Origin of the sequence: Pseudomonas sp. LAIL14HWK12:I7 (genome assembly GCF_000483465.1) — a bacterium.
Lineage (GTDB): Bacteria > Pseudomonadota > Gammaproteobacteria > Pseudomonadales > Pseudomonadaceae > Aquipseudomonas > Aquipseudomonas kermanshahensis.
In genome coordinates, this window is the sequence record NZ_AXYZ01000001.1 from 799,210 (window position 1) to 824,833 (window position 25,624).

The 25,624-nt window shown below is 63.1% G+C and carries 27 protein-coding genes; 16 read left to right on the plus strand and 11 right to left on the minus strand.

What is annotated here, in order from left to right; all coding sequences use genetic code 11:
- Positions 1-54 precede the first annotated feature (54 nt).
- From purH to D886_RS0103635, 6 genes are all read right to left on the minus strand, one after another.
- Complete coding sequence (purH, locus tag D886_RS0103610; RefSeq protein ID WP_027592596.1) at positions 55-1,662, minus strand: bifunctional phosphoribosylaminoimidazolecarboxamide formyltransferase/IMP cyclohydrolase; 1,608 nt, start codon at positions 1,660-1,662, stop codon at positions 55-57.
- An 80-nt stretch (positions 1,663-1,742) separates the two neighbouring features.
- Positions 1,743-2,063: a DNA-binding transcriptional regulator Fis gene (fis, locus tag D886_RS0103615; protein ID WP_012274390.1), complete on the minus strand. Its 321-nt coding sequence runs from the start codon at positions 2,061-2,063 to the stop codon at positions 1,743-1,745.
- Entirely contained in the window at positions 2,060-3,073 is a 1,014-nt protein-coding gene (gene dusB, locus D886_RS0103620) for a tRNA dihydrouridine synthase DusB (RefSeq protein ID WP_027592597.1), read from the minus strand. The genes fis and dusB overlap by 4 nt, the downstream gene beginning before the upstream one ends.
- A 174-nt stretch (positions 3,074-3,247) precedes the next feature.
- Positions 3,248-4,660: a DUF3426 domain-containing protein gene (locus D886_RS0103625; RefSeq protein WP_027592598.1), complete on the minus strand. Its 1,413-nt coding sequence runs from the start codon at positions 4,658-4,660 to the stop codon at positions 3,248-3,250.
- Positions 4,661-4,699: 39 nt separating this feature from the next.
- Positions 4,700-5,578: a 50S ribosomal protein L11 methyltransferase gene (prmA, locus tag D886_RS0103630; RefSeq protein WP_027592599.1), complete on the minus strand. Its 879-nt coding sequence runs from the start codon at positions 5,576-5,578 to the stop codon at positions 4,700-4,702.
- Between the two features lie 134 nt (positions 5,579-5,712).
- Positions 5,713-6,168 carry a MaoC family dehydratase gene (locus tag D886_RS0103635; protein WP_027592600.1) on the minus strand — a complete coding sequence of 152 codons (456 nt, stop codon included), beginning with the start codon at positions 6,166-6,168 and terminating at the stop codon, positions 5,713-5,715.
- A 143-nt stretch (positions 6,169-6,311) separates the two neighbouring features.
- On the opposite strand from D886_RS0103635, the gene D886_RS0103640 reads away from it, so the two are divergent.
- Genes D886_RS0103640 through D886_RS0103650 form a run of 3 tightly spaced genes read left to right on the plus strand, consistent with a single transcriptional unit; the run spans position 6,312 to position 7,987 of the window.
- Entirely contained in the window at positions 6,312-6,674 is a 363-nt protein-coding gene (locus tag D886_RS0103640; RefSeq protein ID WP_027592601.1) for a CidA/LrgA family protein, read from the plus strand.
- Positions 6,671-7,387, plus strand: coding sequence for an LrgB family protein (locus D886_RS0103645; protein WP_027592602.1), 717 nt, complete (start codon positions 6,671-6,673; stop codon positions 7,385-7,387). Before D886_RS0103640 ends, D886_RS0103645 begins: the two co-directional genes overlap by 4 nt.
- A gap of 9 nt (positions 7,388-7,396) precedes the next feature.
- Positions 7,397-7,987: an LON peptidase substrate-binding domain-containing protein gene (locus D886_RS0103650; RefSeq protein ID WP_027592603.1), complete on the plus strand. Its 591-nt coding sequence runs from the start codon at positions 7,397-7,399 to the stop codon at positions 7,985-7,987.
- A 128-nt stretch (positions 7,988-8,115) separates the two neighbouring features.
- Here D886_RS0103650 and D886_RS0103655 read toward each other — a convergent pair whose 3' ends face one another.
- Both D886_RS0103655 and D886_RS0103660 read right to left on the minus strand, forming a co-directional pair.
- On the minus strand, positions 8,116-9,432 hold the full coding sequence (locus tag D886_RS0103655; protein WP_027592604.1) for a bifunctional DedA family/phosphatase PAP2 family protein: 1,317 nt from the start codon (positions 9,430-9,432) through the stop codon (positions 8,116-8,118).
- A 3-nt stretch (positions 9,433-9,435) separates the two neighbouring features.
- A complete protein-coding gene (locus D886_RS0103660) occupies positions 9,436-10,104 on the minus strand; it encodes a DNA-3-methyladenine glycosylase (protein ID WP_027592605.1) in 669 nt (222 codons plus the stop codon).
- A 298-nt stretch (positions 10,105-10,402) separates the two neighbouring features.
- Between D886_RS0103660 and D886_RS0103665 the strand changes: the two genes are divergently transcribed.
- From D886_RS0103665 to D886_RS0103725, 13 genes are all read left to right on the plus strand, one after another.
- Positions 10,403-11,674, plus strand: coding sequence for a glutamate-5-semialdehyde dehydrogenase (locus D886_RS0103665; protein ID WP_027592606.1), 1,272 nt, complete (start codon positions 10,403-10,405; stop codon positions 11,672-11,674).
- On the plus strand, positions 11,643-12,335 hold the full coding sequence (gene nadD / locus D886_RS0103670; protein ID WP_050580718.1) for a nicotinate-nucleotide adenylyltransferase: 693 nt from the start codon (positions 11,643-11,645) through the stop codon (positions 12,333-12,335). Before D886_RS0103665 ends, nadD begins: the two co-directional genes overlap by 32 nt.
- 42 nt (positions 12,336-12,377) lie before the next feature.
- Positions 12,378-12,797 (plus strand): ribosome silencing factor, encoded by a 420-nt coding sequence (rsfS, locus tag D886_RS0103675; RefSeq protein WP_027592608.1) that lies wholly within the window; start codon positions 12,378-12,380, stop codon positions 12,795-12,797.
- Between the two features lie 9 nt (positions 12,798-12,806).
- A complete protein-coding gene (rlmH, locus tag D886_RS0103680; RefSeq protein ID WP_023382530.1) occupies positions 12,807-13,274 on the plus strand; it encodes a 23S rRNA (pseudouridine(1915)-N(3))-methyltransferase RlmH in 468 nt (155 codons plus the stop codon).
- Between the two features lie 16 nt (positions 13,275-13,290).
- On the plus strand, positions 13,291-15,180 hold the full coding sequence (mrdA, locus tag D886_RS0103685; RefSeq protein WP_027592609.1) for a penicillin-binding protein 2: 1,890 nt from the start codon (positions 13,291-13,293) through the stop codon (positions 15,178-15,180).
- 38 nt (positions 15,181-15,218) lie between these two features.
- A complete protein-coding gene (rodA, locus tag D886_RS0103690) occupies positions 15,219-16,322 on the plus strand; it encodes a rod shape-determining protein RodA (protein WP_050580719.1) in 1,104 nt (367 codons plus the stop codon).
- A gap of 17 nt (positions 16,323-16,339) precedes the next feature.
- The gene (mltB, locus tag D886_RS0103695; protein WP_027592611.1) at positions 16,340-17,350 is read left to right on the plus strand and encodes a lytic murein transglycosylase B; all 1,011 of its coding nucleotides are present in this window, start codon (positions 16,340-16,342) and stop codon (positions 17,348-17,350) included.
- The gene (locus tag D886_RS0103700) at positions 17,350-18,354 is read left to right on the plus strand and encodes a septal ring lytic transglycosylase RlpA family protein (protein WP_027592612.1); all 1,005 of its coding nucleotides are present in this window, start codon (positions 17,350-17,352) and stop codon (positions 18,352-18,354) included. Before mltB ends, D886_RS0103700 begins: the two co-directional genes overlap by 1 nt.
- A 194-nt stretch (positions 18,355-18,548) precedes the next feature.
- Positions 18,549-19,709, plus strand: a complete 1,161-nt coding sequence (locus D886_RS0103705) for a D-alanyl-D-alanine carboxypeptidase family protein (protein ID WP_027592613.1) — start codon at positions 18,549-18,551, stop codon at positions 19,707-19,709.
- A gap of 75 nt (positions 19,710-19,784) precedes the next feature.
- Positions 19,785-20,060, plus strand: coding sequence for a DUF493 domain-containing protein (locus D886_RS0103710; protein ID WP_012312556.1), 276 nt, complete (start codon positions 19,785-19,787; stop codon positions 20,058-20,060).
- On the plus strand, positions 20,060-20,707 hold the full coding sequence (gene lipB, locus D886_RS0103715) for a lipoyl(octanoyl) transferase LipB (protein ID WP_027592614.1): 648 nt from the start codon (positions 20,060-20,062) through the stop codon (positions 20,705-20,707). The genes D886_RS0103710 and lipB overlap by 1 nt, the downstream gene beginning before the upstream one ends.
- A gap of 2 nt (positions 20,708-20,709) precedes the next feature.
- Positions 20,710-21,726, plus strand: coding sequence for a lipoyl synthase (gene lipA / locus D886_RS0103720; RefSeq protein ID WP_027592615.1), 1,017 nt, complete (start codon positions 20,710-20,712; stop codon positions 21,724-21,726).
- 86 nt (positions 21,727-21,812) lie between these two features.
- A complete protein-coding gene (locus D886_RS0103725) occupies positions 21,813-22,751 on the plus strand; it encodes an LD-carboxypeptidase (protein ID WP_027592616.1) in 939 nt (312 codons plus the stop codon).
- A gap of 83 nt (positions 22,752-22,834) precedes the next feature.
- On the opposite strand, the gene D886_RS0103730 is transcribed toward D886_RS0103725, so the two are convergent.
- The 3 genes from D886_RS0103730 to holA form a co-directional block, all read right to left on the minus strand.
- A complete protein-coding gene (locus tag D886_RS0103730; protein ID WP_027592617.1) occupies positions 22,835-24,154 on the minus strand; it encodes a lytic murein transglycosylase in 1,320 nt (439 codons plus the stop codon).
- Positions 24,155-24,214: 60 nt separating this feature from the next.
- Positions 24,215-24,379 carry an alternative ribosome rescue factor ArfA gene (arfA, locus tag D886_RS0103735; protein WP_016501800.1) on the minus strand — a complete coding sequence of 55 codons (165 nt, stop codon included), beginning with the start codon at positions 24,377-24,379 and terminating at the stop codon, positions 24,215-24,217.
- A gap of 187 nt (positions 24,380-24,566) precedes the next feature.
- On the minus strand, positions 24,567-25,604 hold the full coding sequence (holA, locus tag D886_RS0103740; RefSeq protein WP_027592618.1) for a DNA polymerase III subunit delta: 1,038 nt from the start codon (positions 25,602-25,604) through the stop codon (positions 24,567-24,569).
- Positions 25,605-25,624 lie beyond the last annotated feature (20 nt).

The following is a 25,624-nucleotide window of genomic DNA, read 5'->3' on the forward strand; positions in this document are numbered from 1 at the left end:
CATTCGCGGGTGAACCCGCTCCCACAGGGGCCGAGGTACGGCCGGCCATCTTGATTAGTGGCGGAAGTGGCGCATACCGGTGAACACCATCGCGATGCCGGCTTCGTCGGCTGCGGCGATGACTTCGGCATCACGCATCGAACCACCTGGCTGAATTACGGCGCTGATACCCACTTTAGCCGCATTGTCGATGCCGTCACGGAACGGGAAGAACGCATCCGACGCCATGACCGCACCTTGAACCTGCAGGCCAGCATGCTCGGCCTTAATTGCAGCAATGCGAGCGGAGTTGACGCGGCTCATCTGGCCGGCGCCGACGCCGATGGTCTGGCGCTGCTTGGCGTAGACGATGGCGTTGGACTTGACGAACTTGGCCACTTTCCAGGCAAACACCAGGTCGTGGATTTCTTGCTCGGTCGGGGCACGCTTGGTGACGATTTTCAGGTCATCGGCGGTGATCATGCCGATATCGCGGCTCTGCACCAGCAAACCACCGTTGACGCGCTTGAAGTCCCAGCCGGCAGCACGCTCAGCTGGCCATTCGCCGCATTCCAGCAGGCGAACGTTCTGCTTGGCGGCGACCACGTCGCGGGCGGCCTGGGAGATTTTCGGGGCGATGATCACTTCGACGAACTGGCGCTCGACGATGGCCTTGGCGGTTTCGCCATCGAGCTCGCGGTTGAAGGCGATGATGCCGCCGAAGGCCGACTCGGTGTCAGTGGCGTAGGCCAGGTCGTAGGCCTTACGGATGCCGCCTTCGTCTTCCGGTACCACGGCCACGCCGCACGGGTTGGCGTGCTTGACGATGACGCAGGCAGGCTTGACGAAGCTCTTCACGCACTCCAGCGCGGCGTCAGTGTCGGCCACGTTGTTGAACGACAGCTCCTTGCCTTGCAGCTGGATGGCGGTGGAGATGCTGGCTTCACCCTTCTTGGCTTCGACGTAGAACGCCGCGCTCTGGTGCGGGTTCTCGCCGTAGCGCATTTCCTGGGCTTTGACGAACTGGCTGTTGAAGGTGCGCGGGAATTCGCTGCGTGCTTCAGTGCTCAGGGTGTCCTTGGCCTGGTCGATGGTGCCCATGTAGTTGGCGATCATGCCGTCGTAGGCGGCGGTGTGTTCGAACGCCTTGAGCATCAGGTCGAAGCGCTGGGCGTAGGTCAGGCCGCCGGCTTTCAGGCCGTCGAGGACGCTGGCGTAGTCGCTGGCATTGACCACGATGGCAACGTCTTTGTGGTTTTTGGCAGCGGAGCGGACCATGGTCGGGCCACCGATGTCGATGTTCTCGATGGCGGTCGACAGGTCACAGCCTGGCTTGGAGATGGTGGCTTCGAAGGGGTACAGGTTGACGGCGACCAGGTCGATCGGCTTGATGCCGTGCTCGTTCATGATGGCGTCGTCGATGCCGCGACGGCCCAGAATGCCACCGTGGATTTTCGGGTGCAGGGTCTTGACCCGGCCATCCATCATTTCGGCGAAGCCGGTGTAGTCGGCCACTTCCACCGCGTTCACGCCGTTATCCTTGAGCAGCTTGTAGGTGCCGCCGGTGGACAGGATCTCGACACCGAGCTGCTGCAGCTCACGGGCGAATTCGAGGATACCGGTCTTGTCGGAGACGCTGATCAGGGCGCGGCGGATCGGCAGGCGGGTAGTCTGGTCGGTCATTTCGGATTCCATAACGCGGTGGAGTCAGCAAAAAAGGCGCCTCTGTTCAGGGAGCCGCCTTTTCTGATTGGGATTCTGGCTTACAACAAGTCGTACTGCTTGAGCTTCTTGCGCAGGGTGCCTCGGTTGAGCCCGAGCATCTCGCTGGCCTTGGTCTGGTTGCCCTTCACGTAGTTCATCACGCTTTCAAGCAGGGGCGCCTCGACTTCGGAGAGCACCAGGTTGTACACGTCCGTGACGGTCGCGCCTTCCAGGTGGGCGAAGTAGTTGTGCAGCGCCTTCTCGACGCTGTCGCGAAGGGTCTGGCCCTCTTCGCTTGGCGTGTTGAGGTGCTGTTTCAGGTTGGCGTTGTCGCTCACGGGCGTTGTTCCACTCACAAATGTCTCGGTCATCATCGTCATGCGGCCACCCCTTGTCCGTCCTCTGTCTCAAGGCTCTGTCGACGTTCACTGAAAAACGCGCGAACGTTGGCGCACTGCGCTTGTGTGTCTTCCAAAGCATTGAACCGGGAGCGAAACTCCTTGCCGCCGGGTCGTGTTGCCAGGTACCAGCCAACGTGCTTGCGGGCGATACGTACGCCCATCACATCGCCATAGAAGGCATGCAGCGCGGCCAGGTGCTCTAGCAGGATGCGTTCCACTTCGTCCAGCTGCGGGGCCGGCAACTGTTCGCCGGTCCGCAGGTAATGCTCGATCTCGCGAAAGATCCAGGGCCGCCCTTGGGCAGCGCGGCCGATCAACAGGCCATCGACCCCGGTGGCGTCCAGTACCGCCCGGGCCTTTTCTGGCGATGTGATATCGCCGTTGGCAAATACCGGGATAGACACCGCCTGCTTGATGGCAGCGATGGTGTCGTATTCGGCTTCGCCTGTGTACAGGTCGGCGCGTGTGCGGCCATGCACCGCTAGCGCCTGGATGCCGGCCTGTTCAGCGATCTTCGCCACATTCAGGCCGTTCTTGTTCGCCCGATCCCACCCCGTGCGGATCTTCAGCGTCACCGGGACGTCCACGGCGCCTACCACGGCGTGGAGAATCTCGCTGACCAAGGCTTCATCTCTCAATAAAGCAGAGCCTGCAGCTTTGTTGCAGACTTTTTTTGCCGGGCAGCCCATGTTGATGTCGATGATCTGGGCACCCGCTTCGACGTTGGCTTTTGCCGCCGCTGCCATCATCTGGGCATCCCCGCCGGCGATCTGCACCGAGCGCGGCTCGGGATCGCCTTCGTGAATGCGGCGCAGGCTCGACTTGCGGCTGTTCCAGAGGCTCATGTCGCTGGACACCATCTCCGACACCACCATGCCTGCGCCCAGGCGCTTGCAAAGTGTTCGGAAAGGCTGGTCCGTGACCCCGGCCATGGGGGCGAGGATCAGGTTGTTTCGCAGTGTGTATGGGCCGATGCGTACCGCCGACATAGGTGATCCCTGTTGTGGGGCCGAATCTTGGAGTTCGAAAAAGGGTGGGCATGATACCCGCTCTCGGTGACCGGATAAAGATGGATTTGGATAAAATCTGAACAGTTGTCGGCTTATGACTTTTGGTGTGGGTAGGCGAGGCTGGGGGCACAAAGTGCCCCCAGGATCAGCCGATTACTCCGGCGAGCGGAAGCTCAGGCTGTAGTTCACGGCCTTGGGGCCTGGGTCGAGGATGTCCAGGGCAATGTGGATCGGGGTCTGGCTGGGCATCTCGCCGCGCCCGGCCAGTTCGCCAGAGAGGTACTCGCTGGGCTTGAAGCGCCGGCTGGCGATCAGTTGGCCATTGAGGTCAGCGAAACGCAGCTCGAGCAGCGGGAACGGCTGGGCGAAGGGGGCGCGGTTGTAGATGATCGCATCGACGATCAGCGCACCCTTGAAGTCAGGGTGGCTGCGCACCACCAGGTTGCTGCTCTTGATGCGGGCGATGTCGACGCGGGTTGGCACTTCGCAGCCGAACAGCGGGCATACCTGCTGGAAGATCGGCCGGTACTGGTCCTGGCGGGCCATTTCATCGAAATGGAACCACACGTACTGGAACGCCAGCAGGCCTGCAGCCAGCAGCGTCAGGAAGCCCCACAGCAAGCGCTTGCCCCAGTTGGGCTGGGGCTTTTCCCAGCCCAGTTGCAGCGGGTCGTCGACCACGTCGACCAGCGGTTCCTTGCGCGGCGCACGCTCGGGCTTGCTGGACAGGCCAGGCTCCAGGCGTTCACCGGGCAACGGCTCTACAGGGTCGTCGTCGTGGGCCGACAAGTGCAGGTCCAGTTCGTCATCGTCGCGCGCGCTGAGGCCCTTTTCCGGGGCTGGATCGTGGCTGGCAGCGAAGTGCTCGCTGACGAACGCATGGTGCTCGTCGGCCTCGATGTCGCGCCGTACGGGGGGCTCGTCGTCGATGTCCAGGTCCAGGTGGCCGCCTAGGGTCGGCTCGGTGCGATCGCCCGGGGCGGGCTCCAGGTCCAGTGACTCTTGCTCGAACGCTTCCTGCTCCAGCGCGTGCTGTGTCAGTAGCGTGGGTGCAGGTTCAGGCGCCTGTTCAGGCTCGAAGCGGTCGTCGGTGGCGTTGCCAAACAGCTCATCGGTATGGGCGTCTGGCTGATGTTCTTCACGGCGGGCCTGCAAGCCGTTGTCCGCGCTGGGCGGGCGAGCGGCGGCAGGTTCGCCACGACGTTCAAGGCGGGCCAGCTCTTGGTCCAGGTCCAGTTCATCCAGGGCCTGGGCCGTGAGCGCCCAGTCGTCCTCAGGGGGCGCTGGGCGTTCGCTGGCGGGGGGATCGGGCGTGACAGCAGGCTCGGCAATCGGCTCGGCAGGTGCTACGGGTGCGGCGGGTACCACTGGCGCCACGGGAACCCTAGGTTCCACAGGCACGCTGGCATCACCGGCGCGGTTCTGCTCCAGCAGTTGCTTTGCGGCGTTGAACACCTGCAGGCAATGGCCGCACCGCACCACGCCGCGCGCCACACTCAACTGGTGATGGGTGACGCGAAAGCTGGTCTGGCAATGCGGGCACTGGGTGACGAAACTGTCGGTCATGCGGCGATCCGGGGTTGTACAAAAGTTATTCTAGCGCGCTTAACGGCGGCGACCACTGATGCGCACCCAACCATCGCGTACGGCGATCGGGTCCAGCTCGAAGTCGGCGGCGTAGGCAGCAGCCACTTCATCGCCTTGTTCGGCAAGGATGCCCGACAGTGCCAGCAGGCCACCAGGGCGGACCAGGCCAGACAACTGCGGCGCCAGCGAGACCAGCGGGCCGGCCAGGATGTTGGCGACCAGTACGTCAGCCTGCATGGCCGGCATGTGCTCGGGCAGGTACAGCGCCAGCTTCTCGTCGGCGATGCCATTGCGCTGGGCATTGTCGCGCGAGGCTTCAATGGCCTGCACGTCGATGTCGGTACCGACCGCTTCGCGCGCACCCAGCAGCAGGGCGGCAATGGCCAGAATCCCCGAGCCGCAGCCAAAGTCCAGCACTTGGGTGCCTTCGAGTTGCTGGCCGTCGAGCCATTCCAGGCACAGGGCGGTGGTCGGGTGGGTACCGGTGCCGAACGCCAAGCCTGGGTCGAGCAGCAGGTTTACCGCGTCCTTGTCCGGCGCTTCGTGCCAGCTTGGCACGATCCACAGGCGGCGGCCGAAGCGCATCGGCTGGAAGTTGTCCATCCAGCTGCGTTCCCAGTCCTGGTCTTCGATCACTTCAGCCTGGTGCTCGGGCAGCTCGGCGCCTGTCAGCAGGCGGACGTGGGCGAACACCTGCTCGGGCTCGGCATCGGCCTCGAACAGGGCCAGCAGGTGAGTGTGCGACCACAGCGGGGTGGTGTTGAGGTCGGGTTCGAAGATCGGCTGATCTTCTGCGTCCACGAACGTGACCGAGACGGCGCCTACTTCAAGCAGGGCGTCTTCGTAGGTTTCGGCTTGTTCCGGGCTGATGGCCAGGCGTACTTGCAGCCAGGGCATGGCGGGCACCTTTGGTAAATCGACAGGGGCAGCCCGAGGCTGCGCGAAGGCTCGCAGTTTACGCGAGTGCGCGGGGTTTGTGGATTGTATCGGGGGCCTGTCGCGAATGGGGCGCACAGCGCCCCGGCGATCACTCAGACAAAACAGAGCGACAGGGACTCGGCTATATAAGCAGGCTTCTCTTCCCCTTCGATTTCCAGCGTGGCGATTGCCTTGAGCAGCCACTGGCCGGGTTTTTTCTCGAGCACTTCGGCGAGATCGATCTTCAGCCGCACCTGGCTGTCGACCTTGACCGGTTGAATGAACCGCACGCTGTCCAGCCCGTAGTTCACGACCATCTTCAACCCTTGCGGCAGGACCAGGATGTCCTCCATCAGCGTGGGGATCAGCGACAACGTCAGGAAACCATGGGCGATCGTGCAGCCAAACGGTGTTTTCGCCGCCTTCTCCGGGTCGACATGGATGAACTGAAAATCGCCAGTGGCTTCGGCAAACAGGTTGATGCGCTGCTGGTCGATTTTCAGCCAGGCAGAACGGCCCAGTTCCTTGCCAACGTACTGCGAAAGCTCTGTAACCGGTACATAGGGCATCGCGACTCTCCAGGTTGTGAGTTGGTACGAAGGTGCAAGATCAGCACGCCCCACCGTTTCAGTCAAGTTGCGCGTTTTTCGGCGATTATCGGCTTATACCCTTAGCGTGCTTATAATGGCCGCCATGCCCGAGGGAGGTGCTTATGCTGTTGCGTGGTTTGACCTGGCTGGTGTTGTTTCAACTGCTGGGTACGGCGATCAATCACCTGTTTGTGCCGTTTTTGCCGGGGCCGATCATCGGCCTGTTGCTGCTGCTGTGCTTCCTGATGGCCAGGGGGGAGGTCGGCAAGCCGCTCAATGAAGCCGCCAGCAGCTTGCTGCGCTACCTGCCACTGCTGCTGGTGCCGCCGGCGGTGGGGGTAATGGTGTATGCCAAGGACATCGCCGCCGACTTCTGGGCGATTGCCGGTGCACTGTTCATTTCATGCCTGCTGACCCTGGTGTTCGTCGGCGTGTTGATGCAGAAGCTCATCCACCGCCAAGGCAAGCACGAGGAGCAGCCATGATGCTCGACTGGCAAGGCGCGCTCGATGCAGTCATCCACCATCCTTTGTTTGGCATCGGCATTACCCTGGGGGCCTATCAGGTCGTGCTTGCGGGCTATGAGAAGACCCGATGGATCTTCCTGCAGCCGGTGCTGGTGTCGATGCTGCTGGTAATTGGCGTGCTGCTGGTGTGCGGCATCGACTACAGCGAGTACCGCCAGCGTACCGAGATCATGAACACGCTCCTGGGGCCTGCCACTGTGGCCCTGGCCGTGCCGCTCTATCTCAACCTGCGGCGTATTCGCCAACTGTTCTGGCCGACATTTACTACGCTGGTAATCGGAGGCCTGTTCGCCACGGTCTGCTGCCTGCTGCTGGGCTGGTGGTTCGGCGCCGAACACATGATCCTGATGACCATGGCGCCGAAGTCGGTGACATCGCCGATCGCCATGCTGGTGGCCGAGCAGATTGGTGGTGTGGCGGCGCTGGCCGCGGTGTTCGTGCTGATCACCGGCGTTATCGGTGCGATCTTCGGCCCGGCGCTGTTGACCCGTCTCGGTGTGCACAGCCCTGAGGCGCGCGGCATGTCGCTGGGCGTGACCGCGCATGCGGTGGGCACTTCGGTGGCCCTGCAGGAAAGTGATGAATGCGGCGCTTTCGCCGCGCTGGCGATGAGCCTGATGGGGGTGGCCACGGCGGTGTTCCTGCCGCTGGCGGTCAGCCTGGTGGCTTGAGGAGTTGTGATGACGCTACCGCTGTTTCCCCTCAATACCGTGCTGTTTCCGGGGTGCTTCCTCGATTTGCAGATTTTTGAGGCGCGCTACCTGGACATGATCAGCCGCTGCATGAAGCAGGGCGAGGGCTTTGGGGTGGTGTGCATCCTGGAAGGGGAGCAGGTTGGCAAAGCGCCACCGACGGTTGCTTCGATCGGTTGCGAGGCGATGATCCGCGACTTCGTGCAGCAGGATAACGGCTTGCTGGGTATCCGTGTCGAAGGGGTGCGGCGTTTCAACCTGGAGCAGACCGAGGTGCAGAAGGACCAGTTACTGGTCGGGCAGGTGCAGTGGTTGCCGGAGCTGGCTGATAGCCAGCTGGGCGAGGCGGACGACGACCTGCTGGCGTTGCTGGTTGCCCTGGGTGAGCACCCGATGGTCGAGGCGCTGGACATGCCGCGGCCGGTGGATGGGCGGCAAGCGTTGGCCAATCAGCTGGCGTATCTGCTGCCGTTCATGGAAGAGGACAAGCTGGACCTGCTGAGCATCGACTCGCCGCAGTTGCGGCTGGAAGAGATTCAAAGGCTGTTGGAGCGGATTCAGGGTGAGCTGTTTGCCTAATTGCTCTTTATAGCCTGTGCTGGCCTCTTCGCGGGCAAGCCCGCCCCCACAGGTGCGGCGTTAGCCTTGGAGGCTACACATTCGGGTGGGAGCGGGCTTGCCCCGCGAAGAGGCCAGAACAGGCAACATCAATACTGATACCGTTCCAAGGCCTGAGGCAGCGCGTGCATGGCAAAGAACGCCAGCAGCGCGACACACGCCGGTAGCACCAACCACCACACCCGCAGTGGCAGCGCTGGAAGCGGCTGGCGATGCTGCACCAGGGTCAGGCTAACCGCGCAGACGCAGCACGCCAGCAAGGCGCCGGCCAGAATATCGGTCGGCCAGTGCGCCCCCAGGTAAACCCGCGACAACGCAATCGCCAAGGCAGGAATGCACCCCAGCAACACCCAGGTCAGGCGCATCCGCGGCGGCTGGGCACGCCCCGCCAGCACCGCCATTACCAAAAAGAACGCAAACGACGCCGAGCTGTGGCCGCTGGGCATGCTGTAGCTGGTCAGTGGGTCGGTCAGCACCTCGGGCCGCGCGCGGGCGAATAGCCACTTGAGCGTGCCATTGGCAATCGCCGTACCCATCAATGCGCCGCCCGCAAACAGTGCATGGCGCCATTGTTGGGCGAGCAGCAGCAGGCCGGTCAGCAGCCCACCGAGGAAAAACTGTGTGCGAAAATCACCCAGCCGTGTCACGAGTACCACGGTACCGTCGATGACTTGGCTGCGGTGTTCCTGCACCAGTGTCATCACGCCCTGATCGAATTCGTGCAGGTACGGCCAGCCCAGGAATATCCCGGCCAGGGCCGCGAAGCTCAAGCCGGCGATCAGCCGAGTGCCGTGGCGTTGATCGCGGATGCTGCTGTTCAGGCTCAGGCCGATGAGCACCGCCAACGCACCGGCAAGGATGCCCGCATCCAGCCAGAAGCCTTCCGGTAAAGGCAGGCGCATGGCGGCGCCCGTGGCCCAGCCAGGCAGCAGGTAGGCAACCGACCAGCCGGCGCCTGCCACCAGGCTGACGGCAATGAAGCGCGGCAGTGGCATGTCGAACATGCCGGCGACCATCGGCAGCATGGGCCGCAGCGGCCCAATGAAGCGCCCGACCAGCAGGCTGGCGATGCCATAGCGCTGGAAGTAGGTTTCGGCGCTGCCGATCCATTCCGGGTGGTGGCGTAGCAGTGGCAGGCGGCGGATGTTCTGGTGGAAATACTTGCCGACCGTGTACGACAGTGCATCACCCAGCAAGCCGCCGAGAAAGCCCAGCAACAGCGTCTCGCCCAGGCTGAAGGTGCCGCTGCCGGCCAGCACGGCGACCGCGAACAGCAGCACGGTGCCAGGCACGATGATGCCGGCAATGGCCAGGCATTCGATGCAGGCCACCAGGAAAATCGCCAGGCCAAGCCACTGGGGGTTGGCGCTTAGCCAGCCGGTCAGGCTGTCGAGCCATTGGCCCATGTGTCAGTTTCCTTGTTGATGAATGAAGAAGTCTCGGCCTTCGACTTGGCCGCGTCGCAACGGGTTCCGTGTACAGAAGCGGGCGTATTCGGCGTCGACGAAGCGGTACGGCAGGTGCTCATCGCGGCCCTGCGGGATACCCAGGCGCGCAGCCTGGATCACCCGCGGCACGGCGATGCCGCAGTCGTCGACGTACAAGTGCTCAGGGTCGAACCGCTGCGCGTCCCAGCGCGGCACTTTCAGGCCCAGTGCACGGCATAGCAGGGTCTGGCCTGCGCACAGGCGCTCGGCCGGGCGCAGGTTGCCGCTGGCGTCGGGGTTGTTCAGCTGCATCTGCGCCAGGCTGTTGGCGTTCGAGAGGTCATCCTGCCAAGGGTAGGCGGACTTGATCAGCACCGCATTGCCCGGGCCATGGGCGCTGAAGTTCAACGAGTCGCCACCGCGGGCGTAATACATGTAGATGTGCCCGCCATCGAGGAACAGGGCCTTGCGCTTTTCCGTATACCCGAGCGAGGCATGGCTGCCTTTGTCGGTCAGGTAGTAGGCCTCGGTCTCGATGATGCGCGCGGCCAGCCAGAGGTCGCCCTGGCGATGGCGGATGACCTTGCCCAGCAACTCCTTGGCCAGGGTCTGGGCGTCACGGTCGAAAAAGCGGTCGGGCAGGGCTGGCATGCTGGCAGTTCGTGGCTTCAAAGGCTTGGATGATAGCAATGAATGGCTTAATCGAGGCTGAACCGGGAGGGGGGTTGAATGGTATCTGTATGTTTCTTTGGGGGGGCTGAGAGGTGTTCGTCTTGGGGGGATTTGATGCCTGGGAGATCGAGCGCCGCGCATGCGGCGCCCGACCTCCCGGGTATTAAAAAAACCAAACCAAGCCCGCCATTTTCTACCATCCGCCACCCGCCGCTGGGCGTATACCTGCGCGACAGTTATAATCAGCCGATTTCCCCTTCGCCAAGACACCGAACCCATGACTGAGTCCGTTCTTGACTACATGACCCGTTTGGGTCGCGCTGCTCGCCAGGCTTCCCGGGTGATCGGCCGTGCCAGCACCGCGCAGAAGAACCGCGCCCTGCAAGCGGCTGCCGATGCGCTGGACGCTGCCCGCGCCGAGTTGACTGCCGCCAACGCACTGGACCTCGCCGCAGGCCGCGCCAATGGCCTGGAGCCCGCACTGCTCGACCGCCTGGCGCTGACCCCGGCGCGTATCGACGGCATGATCACGGGCCTGCGCCAGGTGGCCAGCCTGCCGGACCCGGTCGGCGCCATCCGCGACATGAGCTACCGCCCATCGGGTATTCAGGTCGGCAAGATGCGTGCCCCCCTGGGGGTGATCGGGATCATCTACGAATCGCGCCCCAACGTGACCATCGATGCCGCCAGCCTGTGCCTGAAGTCCGGCAATGCGACTATCTTGCGTGGCGGCTCCGAGGCCATCCACTCCAACCGTGCCATCGCCACCTGCATCCAGCGTGGCCTGGCCGAGGCCGGCCTGCCGGCGGCGGTAGTGCAAGTGGTCGAGACCACCGATCGCGAAGCCGTGGGCGCGCTGATCAGCATGCCCGAGTTCGTCGATGTGATCGTGCCGCGCGGTGGCCGTGGCCTGATCGAACGTATCAGCCGCGATGCGCGGGTGCCGGTCATCAAGCACCTGGACGGCATCTGCCATGTCTATGTCAGCGAACATGCCGACCTGGACAAGGCCTGGCGCGTCGCTTTCAACGCCAAGACCTACCGCTACGGCATCTGTGGCGCCATGGAAACCCTGCTGGTCGACCAGCGTGTAGCCGAGCGCTTCCTGCCGGAAATGGCCCGCCGTTTCCAGGAAAAGGGCGTCGAACTGCGTGGCTGCGAGCGCACGCGTGCGCTCATCGCGGCCAAGCCGGCCAGCGAAGACGACTGGCACACCGAATACCTGGATGCGATCCTGTCGATTCGTGTAGTCGATGACCTGGATCAGGCCATCGAACACATCAACCACTATGGCTCGCACCACACCGATTCGATCATCACCGAGCACCAGGGCCAGGCCCGCCAATTCATGGCAGAGGTCGACTCGGCGTCGGTGATGCTCAATACCCCAACCTGCTTCGCCGACGGTTTCGAGTACGGCCTGGGCGCGGAGATCGGTATCTCCACCGACAAGTTGCATGCCCGCGGCCCGGTTGGCCTAGAAGGCCTGACCTGCGAGAAGTACGTGGTGATCGGCGATGGCCAGCTACGCGGCCAGGAGTCCTGCTGAGTTGAGCAAGGCCCAGGCAGTCCGGCGCATCGGCATTCTAGGCGGCACCTTCGACCCCGTTCACATCGGCCACCTGCGCAGCGCGCTGGAAGTGGCCGAGTTGATGGCGTTGGACGAGTTGCGCCTGTTGCCCAATGCCCGGCCGCCGCACCGCGACACCCCGCAAGTGGCCGCGCAAGATCGCCTGGCCATGGTGCGCAGCGCCGTGCAGGGTGTTGCCTGCCTGAGCGTGGATGCCCGCGAGCTTGCCCGCGACAAGCCGTCGTACACCATCGACACCCTGGAGTCGATCCGCGCCGAACTGGGCGCTGACGACCAGCTGTTCCTGGTGTTGGGTTGGGATGCCTTTTGTGGCCTGCCCGCCTGGCACCGCTGGGAAGAGCTGCTGCAACACTGTCACATCCTGGTGCTGCAACGCCCGGATGCCGACGTTGAACCCCCTGACGAGCTGCGCAACCTGTTGGCTGCGCGCTCCGAGAGCGATCCCACCGCCATGTCCGGCCCGGCGGGAAATATTTCGTTCGTCTGGCAGACACCGCTTGCGGTGTCGGCTACACAGATCCGACAGCTGCTGGCCAGCGGCAAATCGGTGAGGTTCCTGGTGCCGGACGCCGTACTGGCCTACATCGAGGCACACGAACTGTATCGTGTGCCTAACTGACGGTGCTCCGGCACCTCATCCAACAAGTTGAACGAGTTTTATATGACCAAGCAGAAAATTTACGGCGAAGAACTGGTCCAAGTGACCAAGGCAGCGCTGGAAGACGTCAAGGCCCAGGATATCCAGGTCATCGACGTGCGTGAAAAGCACAGCCTGACCGACTACATGATCATTGCCACCGGTACCTCCAACCGCCAGATCAACGCGATGGCCGAAAAGGTCCGTGAAGCCGTCAAGGCCAAGGGTGCCCAACCCCTGGGTGAAGAAGGCAAGGGCGACAGCGACTGGGTGCTGCTGGACCTGAACGATGTCATCGTGCACATGATGACCGCCGCTGCCCGCCAGTTCTACGACCTGGAGCGCCTGTGGCAGGGTGCCGAGCAAAGCCGTGCCGCCGATGGCAAGCACCACAGCCCGGACCACGCCCACGAGTACTCCGACAAGCTCAAAGACCGGGAATAAGGAAGCGTCGTGCGTCTGCGCCTGATCGCGGTCGGCTCGCGCATGCCCAAGTGGGTCGAGGACGGTTGGCATGAATATGCCAAGCGCCTGCCCCCGGAGCTGTCGCTTGAGCTGGTGGAAATCCCGCTGAATACCCGTGGCAAGAATGCCGACGTCGCTCGCCTGATCCGTCAGGAGGGCGAAGCCATGCTGAGCAAGGTTCAGCCTGGGGAACGCATCGTTACCCTCGAGGTCCATGGCAAGCCCTGGAGTACCGAGCAGCTTGCTACCGAGCTGGACCGCTGGCGCCTGGATGCGCGCACGGTGAATTTGATGGTGGGCGGCCCGGAAGGGCTGGCGCCTGAGGTTTGCGCACGCGCTGAGCAACGCTGGTCGCTGTCGCCGCTGACGTTGCCGCACCCGTTGGTAAGGATACTCATCGGCGAGCAGATCTATCGCGCCTGGACCGTGTTGTCCGGGCACCCTTACCACAAATGAGCCTGTAAGCAGTCCGATGTCGCAGCCGATCCGTCTCAAGGACCACGAGAAAGACGCCCGCCTGGTGCGTAACCGCGTCGTGGTCGGCGCGGTGGCGATCATGCTGCTTATCTGCGTTTTGATCGCGCGGCTGTATTACCTGCAGATCATCCAGTACGACTATCACTCGACGCTGTCGGAGAACAACCGGGTGCATGTGCAGCCGATTCCGCCGACCCGTGGGCTGATCTTCGACCGCAATGGGGTGATCATCGCCGATAACCGGCCCAGCTTCAGCCTGTCCATGACCCGTGAACGTGCGGGTAACTGGCAGGAAGTGCTGGACAATATCGTCGAAGTGCTGGAACTGACTGACGACGACCGCGCCCTCTTCGAGAAGCGCATGCGCCAGGGCCGTCGGCCGTTCGAGCCGGTGCCCATCCTGTTCGAACTGAGCGAAGAGCAGATCGCCCGGGTAGCGGTTAACCAGTTCCGCCTGCCCGGCGTGGAAGTGGTCGCGCAGTTGGTGCGGCATTACCCGCAAGGTGCGCATTTTGCGCACTCGGTGGGGTATGTCGGGCGCATCAACGAGAAAGAGCTGAAAACCCTCGACCCTGTGAACTACAGCGGTACGCACCATATCGGCAAGACCGGTATCGAGCGTTTCTACGAAGATGCGTTGCACGGCCAGGTCGGTTACGAGGAAGTCGAGACCAACGCCCGAGGCCGCGTGCTGCGGGTGCTCAAGCGTACCGACCCCAAGCCTGGCAAGGACATCGTCCTGAGCCTCGACATCAAGCTGCAGGAAGCCGCCGAGGCCGCCTTGGGTGGTCGTCGTGGCGCGGTGGTGGCGCTCGACCCGCGTACCGGCGAAGTGCTGGCGATGGTCAGCCAGCCAAGCTTCGACCCTAACCTGTTCGTCACCGGCATCAGCTTCAAGGCCTATGCCGAGCTGCGGGATTCGATCGACCGGCCGTTGTTCAACCGCGTACTGCGCGGGCTGTATCCACCTGGCTCGACCATCAAGCCAGCGGTGGCCATCGCCGGTTTGGACAGTGGCGTGGTCAATGCCGGCAGCCGGGTGTTCGACCCAGGCTATTACCAGCTGCCCAACTACGATCACAAATACCGTAACTGGAACCGCTCTGGCGATGGCTGGGTCGACCTGGATACCGCGATCATGCGCTCCAACGACACCTACTTTTACGACCTTGCCCACAAGATGGGCATCGATCGCTTGTCCAGCTACATGAACAAGTTCGGCATCGGCCAGCGGGTTTCGCTCGACATGTTCGAAGAATCCGCCGGCCTGATGCCGTCTCGCGAATGGAAGCGTGCCACCCGCCGCCAGGCCTGGTTCCCCGGCGAAACCCTGATTCTCGGGATCGGCCAGGGCTACATGCAGGCCACGCCGCTGCAACTGGCCCAGGCCACCGCGTTGATCGCCAACAAAGGCGTGTGGAACCGCCCGCACCTGGCCAAGACCATCGAAGGCCAACCGCCGGTGGACGAGAACCCGATGGAAAACATCATCCTGCGTGACAAGTCGGACTGGGCCAAGGTGACCCACGGCATGGAGCAGGTGATGCACAACGCCCGCGGTACCGCGCGCAAGGCTGCTGCCGGCGCCCAGTACCGCATCGCCGGCAAGAGCGGTACTGCCCAGGTGGTGGCGATCAAGCAAGGCGAGAAATACGACCGCAACAAACTTCAGGAACGCCACCGCGACCACGCCCTGTTCGTCGCCTTCGCCCCGGCCGACGACCCGAAGATCGTGGTGTCGGTGATGGTCGAGAACGGCGAATCCGGCTCTGGCGTCGCCGCACCCGTGGTGCGCCAGATCATGGACGCCTGGTTGCTCGACGAGCACGGCCGGCTCAAGTCCGAGTTCGCTCCCGCCACCGTTACCCAGGAATCGGCCCTGTGATGAACAATTTCGATCGCATGCTCTCCAGCGAGGATGTGATGCGTCGGCGCGCCAGCTTCCTGCAGCGCATCCATATCGATGGCCCGTTGCTGGTCATCCTCCTGACCCTCGCGGCTGGCAGCCTGTTCGTGCTGTATTCGGCCAGTGGCAAGAACTGGGACCTGCTGCTCAAGCAGGCGACTTCGTTCGGCATCGGCCTGGTGTCGATGTTCGTCATCGCCCAGCTGGAGCCGCGGTTCATGGCGCGCTGGGTGCCATTGGCCTACGTCACCGGGGTGCTGTTGCTGGTGGTGGTGGACGTGATGGGCCACAACGCCATGGGCGCCACCCGGTGGATCAACATCCCCGGGGTGATTCGCTTCCAGCCCTCGGAATTTCTCAAGATCATCATGCCGGCGACCATCGCCTGGTACCTGTCCAAGCGCACCTTGCCGCCACACCTCAAGCATGTGGCGATCAGCCTGGTATTGATCGGCGTGCCGTTCATCCTCATCGTTCGTCAGCCCGACCTGGGCACGGCGCTGTTGATTCTGGCCTCCGGTGCGTTCGTGCTGTTCATGGGCGGGCTGCGTTGGCGCTGGATTGTCAGTGTGGTGGCGGCGGCGGTGCCGGTGGCAGTGGCCATGTGGTTCTTCGTCATGCACGACTACCAGAAGCAGCGCGTGCTGACCTTCCTCGACCCGGAAAGCGACCCCTTGGGCACCGGCTGGAACATCATCCAGTCCAAGGCTGCGATCGGTTCGGGCGGGGTATTCGGTAAGGGCTGGCTGCTGGGCACCCAGTCGCACCTGGACTTTTTGCCCGAGAGCCACACCGACTTCATCATCGCCGTGCTCGGTGAGGAGTTCGGCCTGGTCGGCATCTGCCTGCTGCTGATCGTCTACCTGCTGCTGATTGGTCGCGGCCTGATGATCACGGCCCAGGCGCAGACCCTGTTCGGCAAGCTGCTGGCGGGCAGCTTGACGATGACCTTCTTTGTATACGTGTTCGTCAATATCGGTATGGTCAGCGGCCTTCTGCCCGTGGTGGGCGTGCCGCTGCCCTTCATCAGCTATGGCGGAACTTCGTTGGTGACGCTGCTGTCAGCGTTTGGCGTTCTGATGTCGATCCATACGCACCGCAAATGGATCGCACAGGTTTGAATAAGGTGAAGAATTTCATGCAAGCAGTGCGTAACTGGGCTGCCCGTTGTGCGCCGTGGATCGGCGCGGTGGGCCTGTTCGGCGCTGTCCAGCTGGCCCATGCCGGCGACTACGAAGGCTCGCCCCAAGTGGCCGAGTTCGTTGGCGAAATGACCCGCGACTACGGCTTTGCCAGCGAGCAGCTGATGGGCGTGTTCCGTGAGGTCCAGCGTAAACAGTCAATTCTCGATGCCATCTCGCGGCCGGCCGAACGGGTCAAGCCGTGGAAGGACTACCGGCCGATGTTCATCACCGACGCGCGCATCGCCCGCGGTGTGGACTTCTGGCGCCAGCACGAAGCGGTGCTGGCGCGGGCCGAGCAGGAATACGGGGTGCCGGCGCAAGTCATCGTCGCGATCATCGGCGTAGAGACCTTTTTCGGCCGCAATACCGGTAATTACCGGGTCATCGACGCCCTCTCGACGCTGGGCTTCGACTACCCGCCGCGGGCCGAATTCTTCCGCAAGGAGTTGCGCGAGTTCCTGCTGCTGGCCCGTGCCGAGCAGCTTGACCCGCTCACGCTCAAAGGCTCCTATGCAGGCGCCATGGGCTTGCCGCAGTTCATGCCGAGCAGCTTCCGCAACTATGCCGTGGACTTCGACGGCGATGGCCACATCAATATCTGGAACAACCCGGACGATGCCATCGGCAGCGTAGCCAGCTACTTCAAGCGCCATGGCTGGGTGGCCGGCGAAGGCGTGGTCAGCCGCGCCATGGTCCAGGGCGAGCGGGTTGATGAAGGCCTGACCACGGGTATCGAGCCGGTGAAGACTGTCGGGGAGTTGCGGGCGCTGGGCTGGTCGAGTCATGATGCGCTGCGCGATGATCTGCCGGTCACCGCCTTCCGCCTGGAGGGCGAAAACGGCCCCGAGTACTGGATGGGCCTGAAGAACTTCTACGCGATCACTCGCTACAACCGCAGCGTGATGTACGCCATGGCGGTGCATCAGCTTTCGGAACAGCTGGTCCAAGCACGGGGCGTCAAGTAATGCGCGCAATCATCTCTGCCACTACCTTCAAGCTGCTGACCTGCATGACTGTCGGCATGCTGTTGGTCAGCTGCTCTTCCAGCCGCCCGACCACCACCCAGAAAAGCGGTAATACAGTCCGCGCCCAGCCCGGCCTGGACATCAACCGTGCCCACAAGGACGGTGCGCCGTGGTGGGACGTGGACGTTAACAAGATCCCCGACGCCACGCCAACCGTGCACACCGGCAACTACAAGGCCAACCCTTACACGGTACTGGGCAAGACCTACTACCCGATGCAGGACTCGCGCAACTACCGCGCCGAGGGTACTGCGTCGTGGTATGGCACCAAGTTTCACGGGCAGAACACCGCCAACGGCGAGCTTTATGACCTGTACGGCATGAGCGCAGCGCACAAGACCTTGCCGCTGCCGGCCTACGTGCGGGTGACCAACCTGGCCAACGGCCGCAGCGTGGTCCTGCGGGTCAACGACCGTGGCCCGTTCTACTCCGACCGTATCATCGACCTGTCCTATGCGGCGGCGAAGAAGCTCGGCTACGCCGAAATTGGCACCGCGCATGTGCGCGTCGAAGGTATCGACCCGCAACAATGGTGGGCCCAGCGCGGCCAGCAGCCACCGTTGGTGCTGAAGGAGCCTCAGGTTGCCCAGACCCAGTCGATCCCGGCCAGCACCGGCCGTGTCGAGCAGTGGACGCCGCCACCCCAGCAGCACGCTGCACCCGTAGTGCCCGTTCAAGTCGGCGGCAACAATGTGCCGGCAGGCAACGGCGGCAGCTTCTTGCAGGTGGGCGCCTTCGCCAACCCGGACGCCGCCGAACTGCTGCGTTCGAAACTGAGCACCATGGTCAGCGCGCCGGTGTTCATCAGCTCCATCGTGCGTAACCAGCAAACCTTGCACCGCGTGCGTTTGGGGCCGATCAGCAGCCAGGGCGAGATCCAGCAGGCGCAGAACAGCATTCGCCTGGCGAACTTGGGGCAGGCGAAGCTGGTCACAGCTGACTGACCGCACCGGCCAAACTGTCGGTTTTGTCATGAATTGACGGGCGCGGGCATGTACAATGTCCGCTTTTGCCCGCAGCGACATAAAGCCGCAGTGTGCGGGCTCGGCCCAAGGCCTTAAAAACTAGACTGACTGGCGCTGGGCACACGATGTGGCCCAGGCAACATCTCAGACCATTAGCGATTTTCGAGAGACGGATGAACATCACCAACCTTGCCAAACGACTTTGCCTGCCCGTACTGCTGATGATCACGCCTGCTGCTTTCGCGGCAGAGCAGATGATGCCGGCACCACCGCAACTGGCAGCCAAGTCCTACGTACTCATGGACGCGTCCAGCGGCAACGTGCTGGTCGAGAACAACGGTGACGAGCGCCTGCCGCCAGCCAGCTTGACCAAGCTGATGACCGCCTACATCGCCACCCTGGACATTCGCCGCGGCCAGATCGGTGAAAACGACCCGGTTACCGTCAGCGAAAACGCCTGGCGTACCGGCGGTTCGCGCATGTTCATCAAGGTTGGCAGCCAGGTGACTGTCAGCGACCTGCTGCACGGCATCATCATCCAGTCGGGTAACGATGCGTCTGTTGCGCTGGCCGAGCACATTGCCGGCAGCGAAGACGCCTTCGCCGACATGATGAACAAGACGGCCGCTGACCTGGGCATGTCCAACAGCCACTTCATGAACCCGACCGGCCTGCCGAACCCCGAGCACTACTCCTCTGCGCACGACATGGCCCTGCTGGCGCGCGCGATCATCGACGTCGACCCGGCCCACTATGCGATTTACTCGCAGAAAGAGTTCTTCTGGAACAACATCAAGCAGCCGAACCGCAACCTGCTGCTGTGGCGTGACAAGACCGTCGACGGCCTGAAAACTGGCCACACCGACGAAGCCGGTTACTGCATGGTGGCTTCGGCCGTACGTGACGGCCAGCGCCTGATCGCCGTGGTGTTCGGCACCAACAGCGAGCAGTCCCGTGCTGCCGAGACCCAGAAGCTGCTGACCTACGGCTTCCGCTTCTTCGAAACTCAGACCTTCTATCAGAAAGGCACCGAGTTGACCCAGGCTCCAGTCTGGAAGGGCGCCACCAGCCAGGTTAAAGCTGGCCTGGCCAACGACCTGACCATGACTATGCCTAAAGGCCAATTGAAGCGCCTTCAGGCTTCGATGACCATGAACCCGCAGCTCACCGCACCGATCGCCAAAGGTGACGTGATCGGCAAAGTGGAAGTCAAACTGGACGAGAACGTGGTTCACAGCGCCGACCTGATCGCCCTCGATGGCGTCGAGGAAGGTGGTTTCTTCCGCCGTATGTGGGATAGCATCCGTCTATTCTTCTACGGGTTGTTCAACTGATAACGTGACCTGCCACGCTCCCGCTGTTCAGGCGGGGGCGTTGTTGTTGCCACGGCTTACGAGGCCGTTTCCGCTATGAGCGAACCTGACGTCAAGTCGCACAAAATCGAATTCCCCTGCGCCGACTACCCGATCAAGGTCATCGGCGATACCGTTGTCGGTTTCAAGGACATGGTCATCGAAGTCCTCAGCAAACACGCCAAGGTCGACCTCGCCACGCTGGCCGAGCGCCAGAGCAAGGAAGGCAAGTACACCACTGTGCAACTGCACATCGTTGCCGAGAGCGAGAACCAGCTGCACGATATCAACAGCGCCCTGCGCGCTACCGGCATCGTGAAAATGGTGCTCTGATGTCCGCCTGTCTCGGTTTTCGCGATCTTGGCCTGCAGCCCTATGAACCGGTGCTGGAAGCCATGCGTCGCTTTACCGAGCAGCGAGGGCCCGACAGCCAGGATGAAATCTGGCTGGTCGAACACCCTTCGGTTTTCACCCAGGGCCAGGCCGGCAAGGCCGAGCACCTGCTGATTCCGGGTGATATCCCGGTGGTGCAGACCGACCGCGGTGGCCAGGTGACCTACCATGGCCCCGGGCAACTGGTGGCCTACCTGCTGCTGGATGTGCGGCGGCTGGGGTTTGGGGTACGTGAGCTGGTCAGCCGCATCGAGCAGACCCTGATCGACCTGCTTGCCAGTTACGATGTCCAGGCGGCGGCCAAGCCCGACGCCCCGGGTGTCTATGTCGATGGAGCGAAAATCGCCTCCCTCGGCCTGCGAATCCGCAACGGCCGTTCGTTCCACGGCCTTGCCCTGAACGTGGACATGGACCTTGCGCCATTCCGCCGAATCAACCCCTGCGGTTATGCGGGGCTGGCCATGACCCAGCTACGCGATCTGGCAGGCCCGATCGAACTCAACGAGGTCAGGACAAGGCTGCGCGGACAGCTGGTCAAGCACCTCGACTACGCTGAGCAGACGACCCTCACGGGCGGAATCGACTGAATATGACAACTGTGCAAGAAGCCGTGCCGAACCTGATACCTACCCAGGATGCCACCCCGCGCCCAGCGCCGAAGAAGGTGGAAGCTGGGGTCAAACTGCGTGGTGCCGACAAGGTCGCGCGCATCCCGGTAAAAATCATCCCTACTGATGAACTGCCGAAAAAGCCTGACTGGATCCGCGTGCGCATCCCGGTCTCGCCCGAGGTAGACCGCATCAAGCAACTGCTGCGCAAGCACAAGCTGCACAGCGTCTGCGAAGAGGCCTCCTGCCCGAACCTGGGCGAGTGCTTCTCGGGCGGTACTGCGACCTTCATGATCATGGGTGACATCTGCACCCGTCGTTGCCCATTCTGCGACGTTGGCCACGGCCGACCGAAGCCACTGGACCTCGATGAGCCGAAGAACCTCGCCGTCGCCATCGCCGACCTGCGCCTGAAGTACGTGGTGATTACCTCGGTGGACCGCGACGACCTGCGTGATGGCGGTGCCCAGCACTTTGCCGACTGCATCCGCGAGATCCGCGCCTTGTCGCCGGGTGTGCAGCTGGAAACCCTGGTCCCGGACTACCGTGGCCGTATGGACGTGGCCCTGGAGATTACCGCGCAAGAGCCGCCGGATGTCTTCAACCACAACCTGGAAACCGTACCGCGCCTGTACAAGGCCGCGCGTCCCGGGTCGGACTACGACTGGTCGCTGGACCTGCTGCAGAAGTTCAAGCAGATGGTCCCGCATGTACCGACCAAATCGGGCCTGATGCTCGGCCTGGGCGAGACCGACGAAGAAGTCATCGAAGTGATGCACCGCATGCGCGAGCATGACATCGACATGCTGACCCTCGGCCAGTACCTGCAGCCGTCGCGCAGCCACTTGCCGGTGCAGCGTTTCGTGCACCCGGACACCTTCGCCTGGTTCGCCGAAGAAGGCTACAAGATGGGCTTCAAGAACGTGGCTTCCGGCCCGCTGGTGCGTTCTTCGTACCACGCTGACCAGCAGGCTCACGAAGCCAAGATCAAGCTCTGAGCCTGGTCTGAAGCACCCGTGCCGATGCGCGCCGAAAGGCGGCATCGGCATTTTTGTTTGTGTGCCCTGCACTGCAAGGAGTTGCGATGAATTGCGCTGAAACCGTTGAATCCCGACTGCCCGCTGCCCTGGGGGAGAATGCCTGCTTTGCCATCGTCGCCCCGGCCGGGCCGGCGCGGCTGGATGCGCAAAAGGCCAGCCAGTGGTTCACCGAGCGTGGCTACCGCTGCCGTATCTACTCGGGCGTTGAACAGGCGCAGGGCTACCTGGCGGGGTCCGATCAGCAGCGGCTGCAGGACCTGCACGATGCTTTTGCTGACCCGGCCATCGACGCCATTCTGTGTATGCGCGGCGGCTATGGCAGCATGCGCCTGCTCGACAGCCTCGACTTTGACCTGATCCGTTGCAACCCCAAGCCGCTGATCGGCTACAGCGACATCACGGCGCTGCACACGGCTATCCAGCGCAAAGCCGGGTTACTGACCTTCCATGGGGCGATGCTGAATGCCGACCTGTTGGGCGCCAAACTCGAGCCGACCGAGTCGTCGCTGCTGGCGCAACTGATTGGGCAGGTGGGTGCAGGCGATGCGATCGCGCATCCGGCCGACTTTGCGTTGAGCTGCGTGGTGCCGGGGGTTGCCCGCGGGCGTTTGCTGGGGGGCAACCTGTCGATGCTGGGGGCGACCCTGGGAACGGTGGCAGAGATCGATACGCAGGGCTGCATTCTGTTTATCGAAGACGTCAACGAGCCGTTGTTCAGGGTGGATCGTTTGCTGACCCAGTTGCGCCTGGCGGGCAAGCTTGCGGGGGTGAAGGGGGTGCTGGTGGGGGATTTTGCCGGGATCACCGTGGCGGCGTTGACGCCGCTGCTGCAAGACATTTTCGGGCCGCTGGGCGTGCCGGTGCTGGCCGGGTGGCGCAGTGGGCATTGTGATCCGAACGTGTGCTTGCCGCTGGGGGCTGAGGTGGTGCTGGACAGTGGGGAGATGAGGCTGGTGTTGCAGCAGGATTTGTTCAGAGGCTGAGGGCGTCGGGGCCGCTTTGCGGCCCATTGCAGGCAAGCCAGCTCCTACAGGAGCGGGTTCACCCGCGAATGGCCGCAAGGGTATTACTGCTGGCGCAAGCTCTCGAGCAGCTTATGGGTTGGATACCCATCCGCCGGCCATCCCAACCCCTGCTGGGCATTGCGAATGGCCTTGCGGGTGTTGGCGCCTATGATGCCATCGGCGTTGCCCGCGTCATGCCCGCTGGCGTTGAGCAGGTGTTGCAGCTCCATGCGCTCGCTGCGGCTCAAAGGCAGGTCCTCTTTCGGCCAGCTGCCGGCAATGAAGCCCCAGCCCGAGAACCGGTCACCCAACAGGCTTACGGCCAGTGCGTAGGACGACGAGTTGTTGTACTTGAGGATGGCGCGGAAGTTGTCCAGCACCAGGAACGCCGGGCCGCGTGCACCTGCAGGCAGCAGCAGGGCGGCAGACAGCTGATTGCTGTTGGCGGGCAACTGAGTACCGGCTGGCAGCTTCACGCCCAGTTGCAGCCACTCGCTCACCGGCTTGCGCAGCGACCCGTCGGCCAGCCAGAAGTCGAACCCGGCCGGTACTTGCACTTCAAAGCCCCAAGGCTGGCCGCGTTTCCAGCCAGAGCTCTGCAGGTAGTGCGCTGTGGAGGCCAGGGCATCGGGGGTGCTGTTCCAGATATCCCGGCGGCCATCACCGTCGAAATCCACTGCATGGGTGTTGTAAGTGGTCGGGATGAACTGGGTCTGGCCCATGGCGCCAGCCCACGAGCCACGCATGGCCTCTGGCTGGATATCACCGTTCTGCAGGATTTGCAGGGCGGCAATCAGCTGGTCTTGGGCGAATTGGGGGCGGCGGCCTTCGTAGGCCAGGGTCGCCAGTGAGCGAATGACCGACTTGCTGCCCTGGAACTGGCCGAAGTTGCTCTCCATGCCCCAGACCGAAACCAGCACTTGGCGGTCCACGCCATAGCGCTGTTCGATGCGGGTCAACAGTTCAGCATTCTGCTCCATCAGCTTCTTGCCGTTGCGCACGCGCAGTGGCGACAGTGCGCCTTCCAGGTATTCCCACACCGGGCGGGTGAATTCTGGCTGGCTGCGGTCGGCCTTGATCACGTCCATGTCGGGGGTGACACCGAGGAACGCACGGTCGAAGGTGTTTGGCGAAATGCCAGCCTGCAAGGCTTGTTGGCGGAAGCCAGCCTGCCATTGCGCGAAGGTTTGCAGGGGCTGGATCTCAGTAGCGCTGGCGTCGGGCGTTGCACCAGGCACGTTCACCACCGGGGCGGGCTGGGCAGGTGCCAGCGGCAAGGCATCGGCGGCGGTGGGTTTTTCCGCGCAGGCGACGAGCAGGATGAAGCTGGAGGCCGCGATCAGCTGGCGGGATTTCCAACGGGGAAGAAGGCTGAGGAGCATGCACAGATCCAGAATTTCAGGTCAGGTGACGACCATACCATGCCTGCGCTTTCGATGCTTTCATGCCGCCAAAAAGTAAGAAGCCTCCCAATCTCTCGATTGGAAGGCTTCGCGGCGGTAGCTGCCTTTGCCCTTGTCCGGTTGTTCCTGGCGGCAGCGGAACAGTGGCTGGGCGACGATCGACTTGGCCTTGTTGGGGCCGTGCTTCTTCGGCTTTTTGCTCATGGTGCGGATTCCCGATGGGTGGCTTTCGGGGCGCACTGTAGGCCTGTCGATGGGTGAGGGCCAATTGATTGTGTATATGATTCGAAGGCCCTATCGCCGGCAAGCCGGCTCCCACAGGTACGGCACCGCCTTCAAGGCCTGTGATTTACCTGTGGGAGCCGGCTTGCCGGCGACAGCGCTTTGACTATTACTCGGAAGGCAGCGCTAGCCGCTGCCCGGCCATCAGCAGCGACAGCCGTGCCAGCCCGGTCCAGGGCGAACCCTCGGCCTGGCCCTTGATCTGCGCATCGATCCGCTGGGCATCCTGCAACAGCTGCGCCCAGCGTTGCGCCGAGAGGCGCTGCAGGGCTTTGCTGACCAGTGGGCGGCGTTTATCCCACACCGGTGGCCGCGCCTGGCTGAAGGCCTTGTCCAGCGGCACGCCCTGGCTGAACTGTTGGGCCAGCCCGGCCAGTTGGCGCAGTTCGCGCGCCAGTGCCCACAGAATCACCGGCGGCTCCACGCCTTCGCCGCGAAGGCCTTCAAGCATGCGCAGGGCGTGCGCGGCTTCGCCATTGAGAATGGCATCGACCAGGCCGAAGACATCGAAGCGGGCGCTGTCGGCGACCGCCGCCTGTACGGTCTCGACGGTGATCTGGTTGCCGTCGGCCAGCAGCTTGAGTTTTTCGATTTCCTGGGCGGCAGCCAGCAGGTTGCCTTCGACCCGGGCGGCGATCAGGTCCACGGCATCGCGTTGAGCCGAAAGGCCTGCCTGCGACAGCCGCTGGTTGATCCACTGCGGCAACTGGTGCGCATCCACCGGCCAGATCTGGATGAACTGGCAATGGGCGCCTTCGATCAGGGCCTTGCCCCACTTGGTCTTCTGCGCGCTGCCGTCGAGCTTGGGCAGGCTGATCAGCAGCAGCGTGTCTTCGGCCGGCCTGGCGCAGTATTCCATCAAGGCGGCAGCACCCTTGTCACCGGGCTTGCCGGAGGGCAAGCGCAGTTCCAGCAGGCGGCGCTGGGCGAACAGCGACAGGCTGGCGCCCGCCTGGAGCAAGGTGCCCCAGTCGAAATTGGCGTCGGCGCTGAACACCTGGCGTTCGTCGAAACCTTGCTGGCGTGCGGCGCCGCGGATGGCGTCAGCGGCTTCCTGGCACAGCAATGGGTCGTCGCCGCTGACCACGTAAACCGGTGCCAGGGCGCCTTGCAGGTGCTTGTTGAGTTGGGCGGGGGCGAGTTTCATCGGAAACAGGCGGGGCACCT

Coding starts and splice junctions, on each gene's coding strand:
- D886_RS0103625 (WP_027592598.1), bottom strand. CDS start 4,660: ATGACCGACAGTTTCGTCACCCAGTGCCCGCATTGCCAGACCAGCTTT.
- D886_RS0103705 (WP_027592613.1), top strand. CDS start 18,549: ATGAACATCACCAACCTTGCCAAACGACTTTGCCTGCCCGTACTGCTG.
- mrdA (WP_027592609.1), top strand. CDS start 13,291: ATGTCGCAGCCGATCCGTCTCAAGGACCACGAGAAAGACGCCCGCCTG.
- mltB (WP_027592611.1), top strand. CDS start 16,340: ATGCAAGCAGTGCGTAACTGGGCTGCCCGTTGTGCGCCGTGGATCGGC.
- fis (WP_012274390.1), bottom strand. CDS start 2,063: ATGACGATGATGACCGAGACATTTGTGAGTGGAACAACGCCCGTGAGC.
- lipB (WP_027592614.1), top strand. CDS start 20,060: ATGTCCGCCTGTCTCGGTTTTCGCGATCTTGGCCTGCAGCCCTATGAA.
- D886_RS0103660 (WP_027592605.1), bottom strand. CDS start 10,104: ATGCCAGCCCTGCCCGACCGCTTTTTCGACCGTGACGCCCAGACCCTG.
- rsfS (WP_027592608.1), top strand. CDS start 12,378: ATGACCAAGCAGAAAATTTACGGCGAAGAACTGGTCCAAGTGACCAAG.
- dusB (WP_027592597.1), bottom strand. CDS start 3,073: ATGTCGGCGGTACGCATCGGCCCATACACACTGCGAAACAACCTGATC.
- D886_RS0103665 (WP_027592606.1), top strand. CDS start 10,403: ATGACTGAGTCCGTTCTTGACTACATGACCCGTTTGGGTCGCGCTGCT.
- rodA (WP_050580719.1), top strand. CDS start 15,219: ATGCGTCGGCGCGCCAGCTTCCTGCAGCGCATCCATATCGATGGCCCG.
- D886_RS0103640 (WP_027592601.1), top strand. CDS start 6,312: ATGCTGTTGCGTGGTTTGACCTGGCTGGTGTTGTTTCAACTGCTGGGT.
- prmA (WP_027592599.1), bottom strand. CDS start 5,578: ATGCCCTGGCTGCAAGTACGCCTGGCCATCAGCCCGGAACAAGCCGAA.
- D886_RS0103710 (WP_012312556.1), top strand. CDS start 19,785: ATGAGCGAACCTGACGTCAAGTCGCACAAAATCGAATTCCCCTGCGCC.
- D886_RS0103645 (WP_027592602.1), top strand. CDS start 6,671: ATGATGCTCGACTGGCAAGGCGCGCTCGATGCAGTCATCCACCATCCT.
- nadD (WP_050580718.1), top strand. CDS start 11,643: ATGGCCAGCTACGCGGCCAGGAGTCCTGCTGAGTTGAGCAAGGCCCAG.
- D886_RS0103725 (WP_027592616.1), top strand. CDS start 21,813: ATGAATTGCGCTGAAACCGTTGAATCCCGACTGCCCGCTGCCCTGGGG.
- D886_RS0103650 (WP_027592603.1), top strand. CDS start 7,397: ATGACGCTACCGCTGTTTCCCCTCAATACCGTGCTGTTTCCGGGGTGC.
- lipA (WP_027592615.1), top strand. CDS start 20,710: ATGACAACTGTGCAAGAAGCCGTGCCGAACCTGATACCTACCCAGGAT.
- D886_RS0103655 (WP_027592604.1), bottom strand. CDS start 9,432: ATGGGCCAATGGCTCGACAGCCTGACCGGCTGGCTAAGCGCCAACCCC.
- D886_RS0103635 (WP_027592600.1), bottom strand. CDS start 6,168: ATGCCCTATGTACCGGTTACAGAGCTTTCGCAGTACGTTGGCAAGGAA.
- purH (WP_027592596.1), bottom strand. CDS start 1,662: ATGACCGACCAGACTACCCGCCTGCCGATCCGCCGCGCCCTGATCAGC.
- D886_RS0103730 (WP_027592617.1), bottom strand. CDS start 24,154: ATGCTCCTCAGCCTTCTTCCCCGTTGGAAATCCCGCCAGCTGATCGCG.
- arfA (WP_016501800.1), bottom strand. CDS start 24,379: ATGAGCAAAAAGCCGAAGAAGCACGGCCCCAACAAGGCCAAGTCGATC.
- D886_RS0103700 (WP_027592612.1), top strand. CDS start 17,350: ATGCGCGCAATCATCTCTGCCACTACCTTCAAGCTGCTGACCTGCATG.
- holA (WP_027592618.1), bottom strand. CDS start 25,604: ATGAAACTCGCCCCCGCCCAACTCAACAAGCACCTGCAAGGCGCCCTG.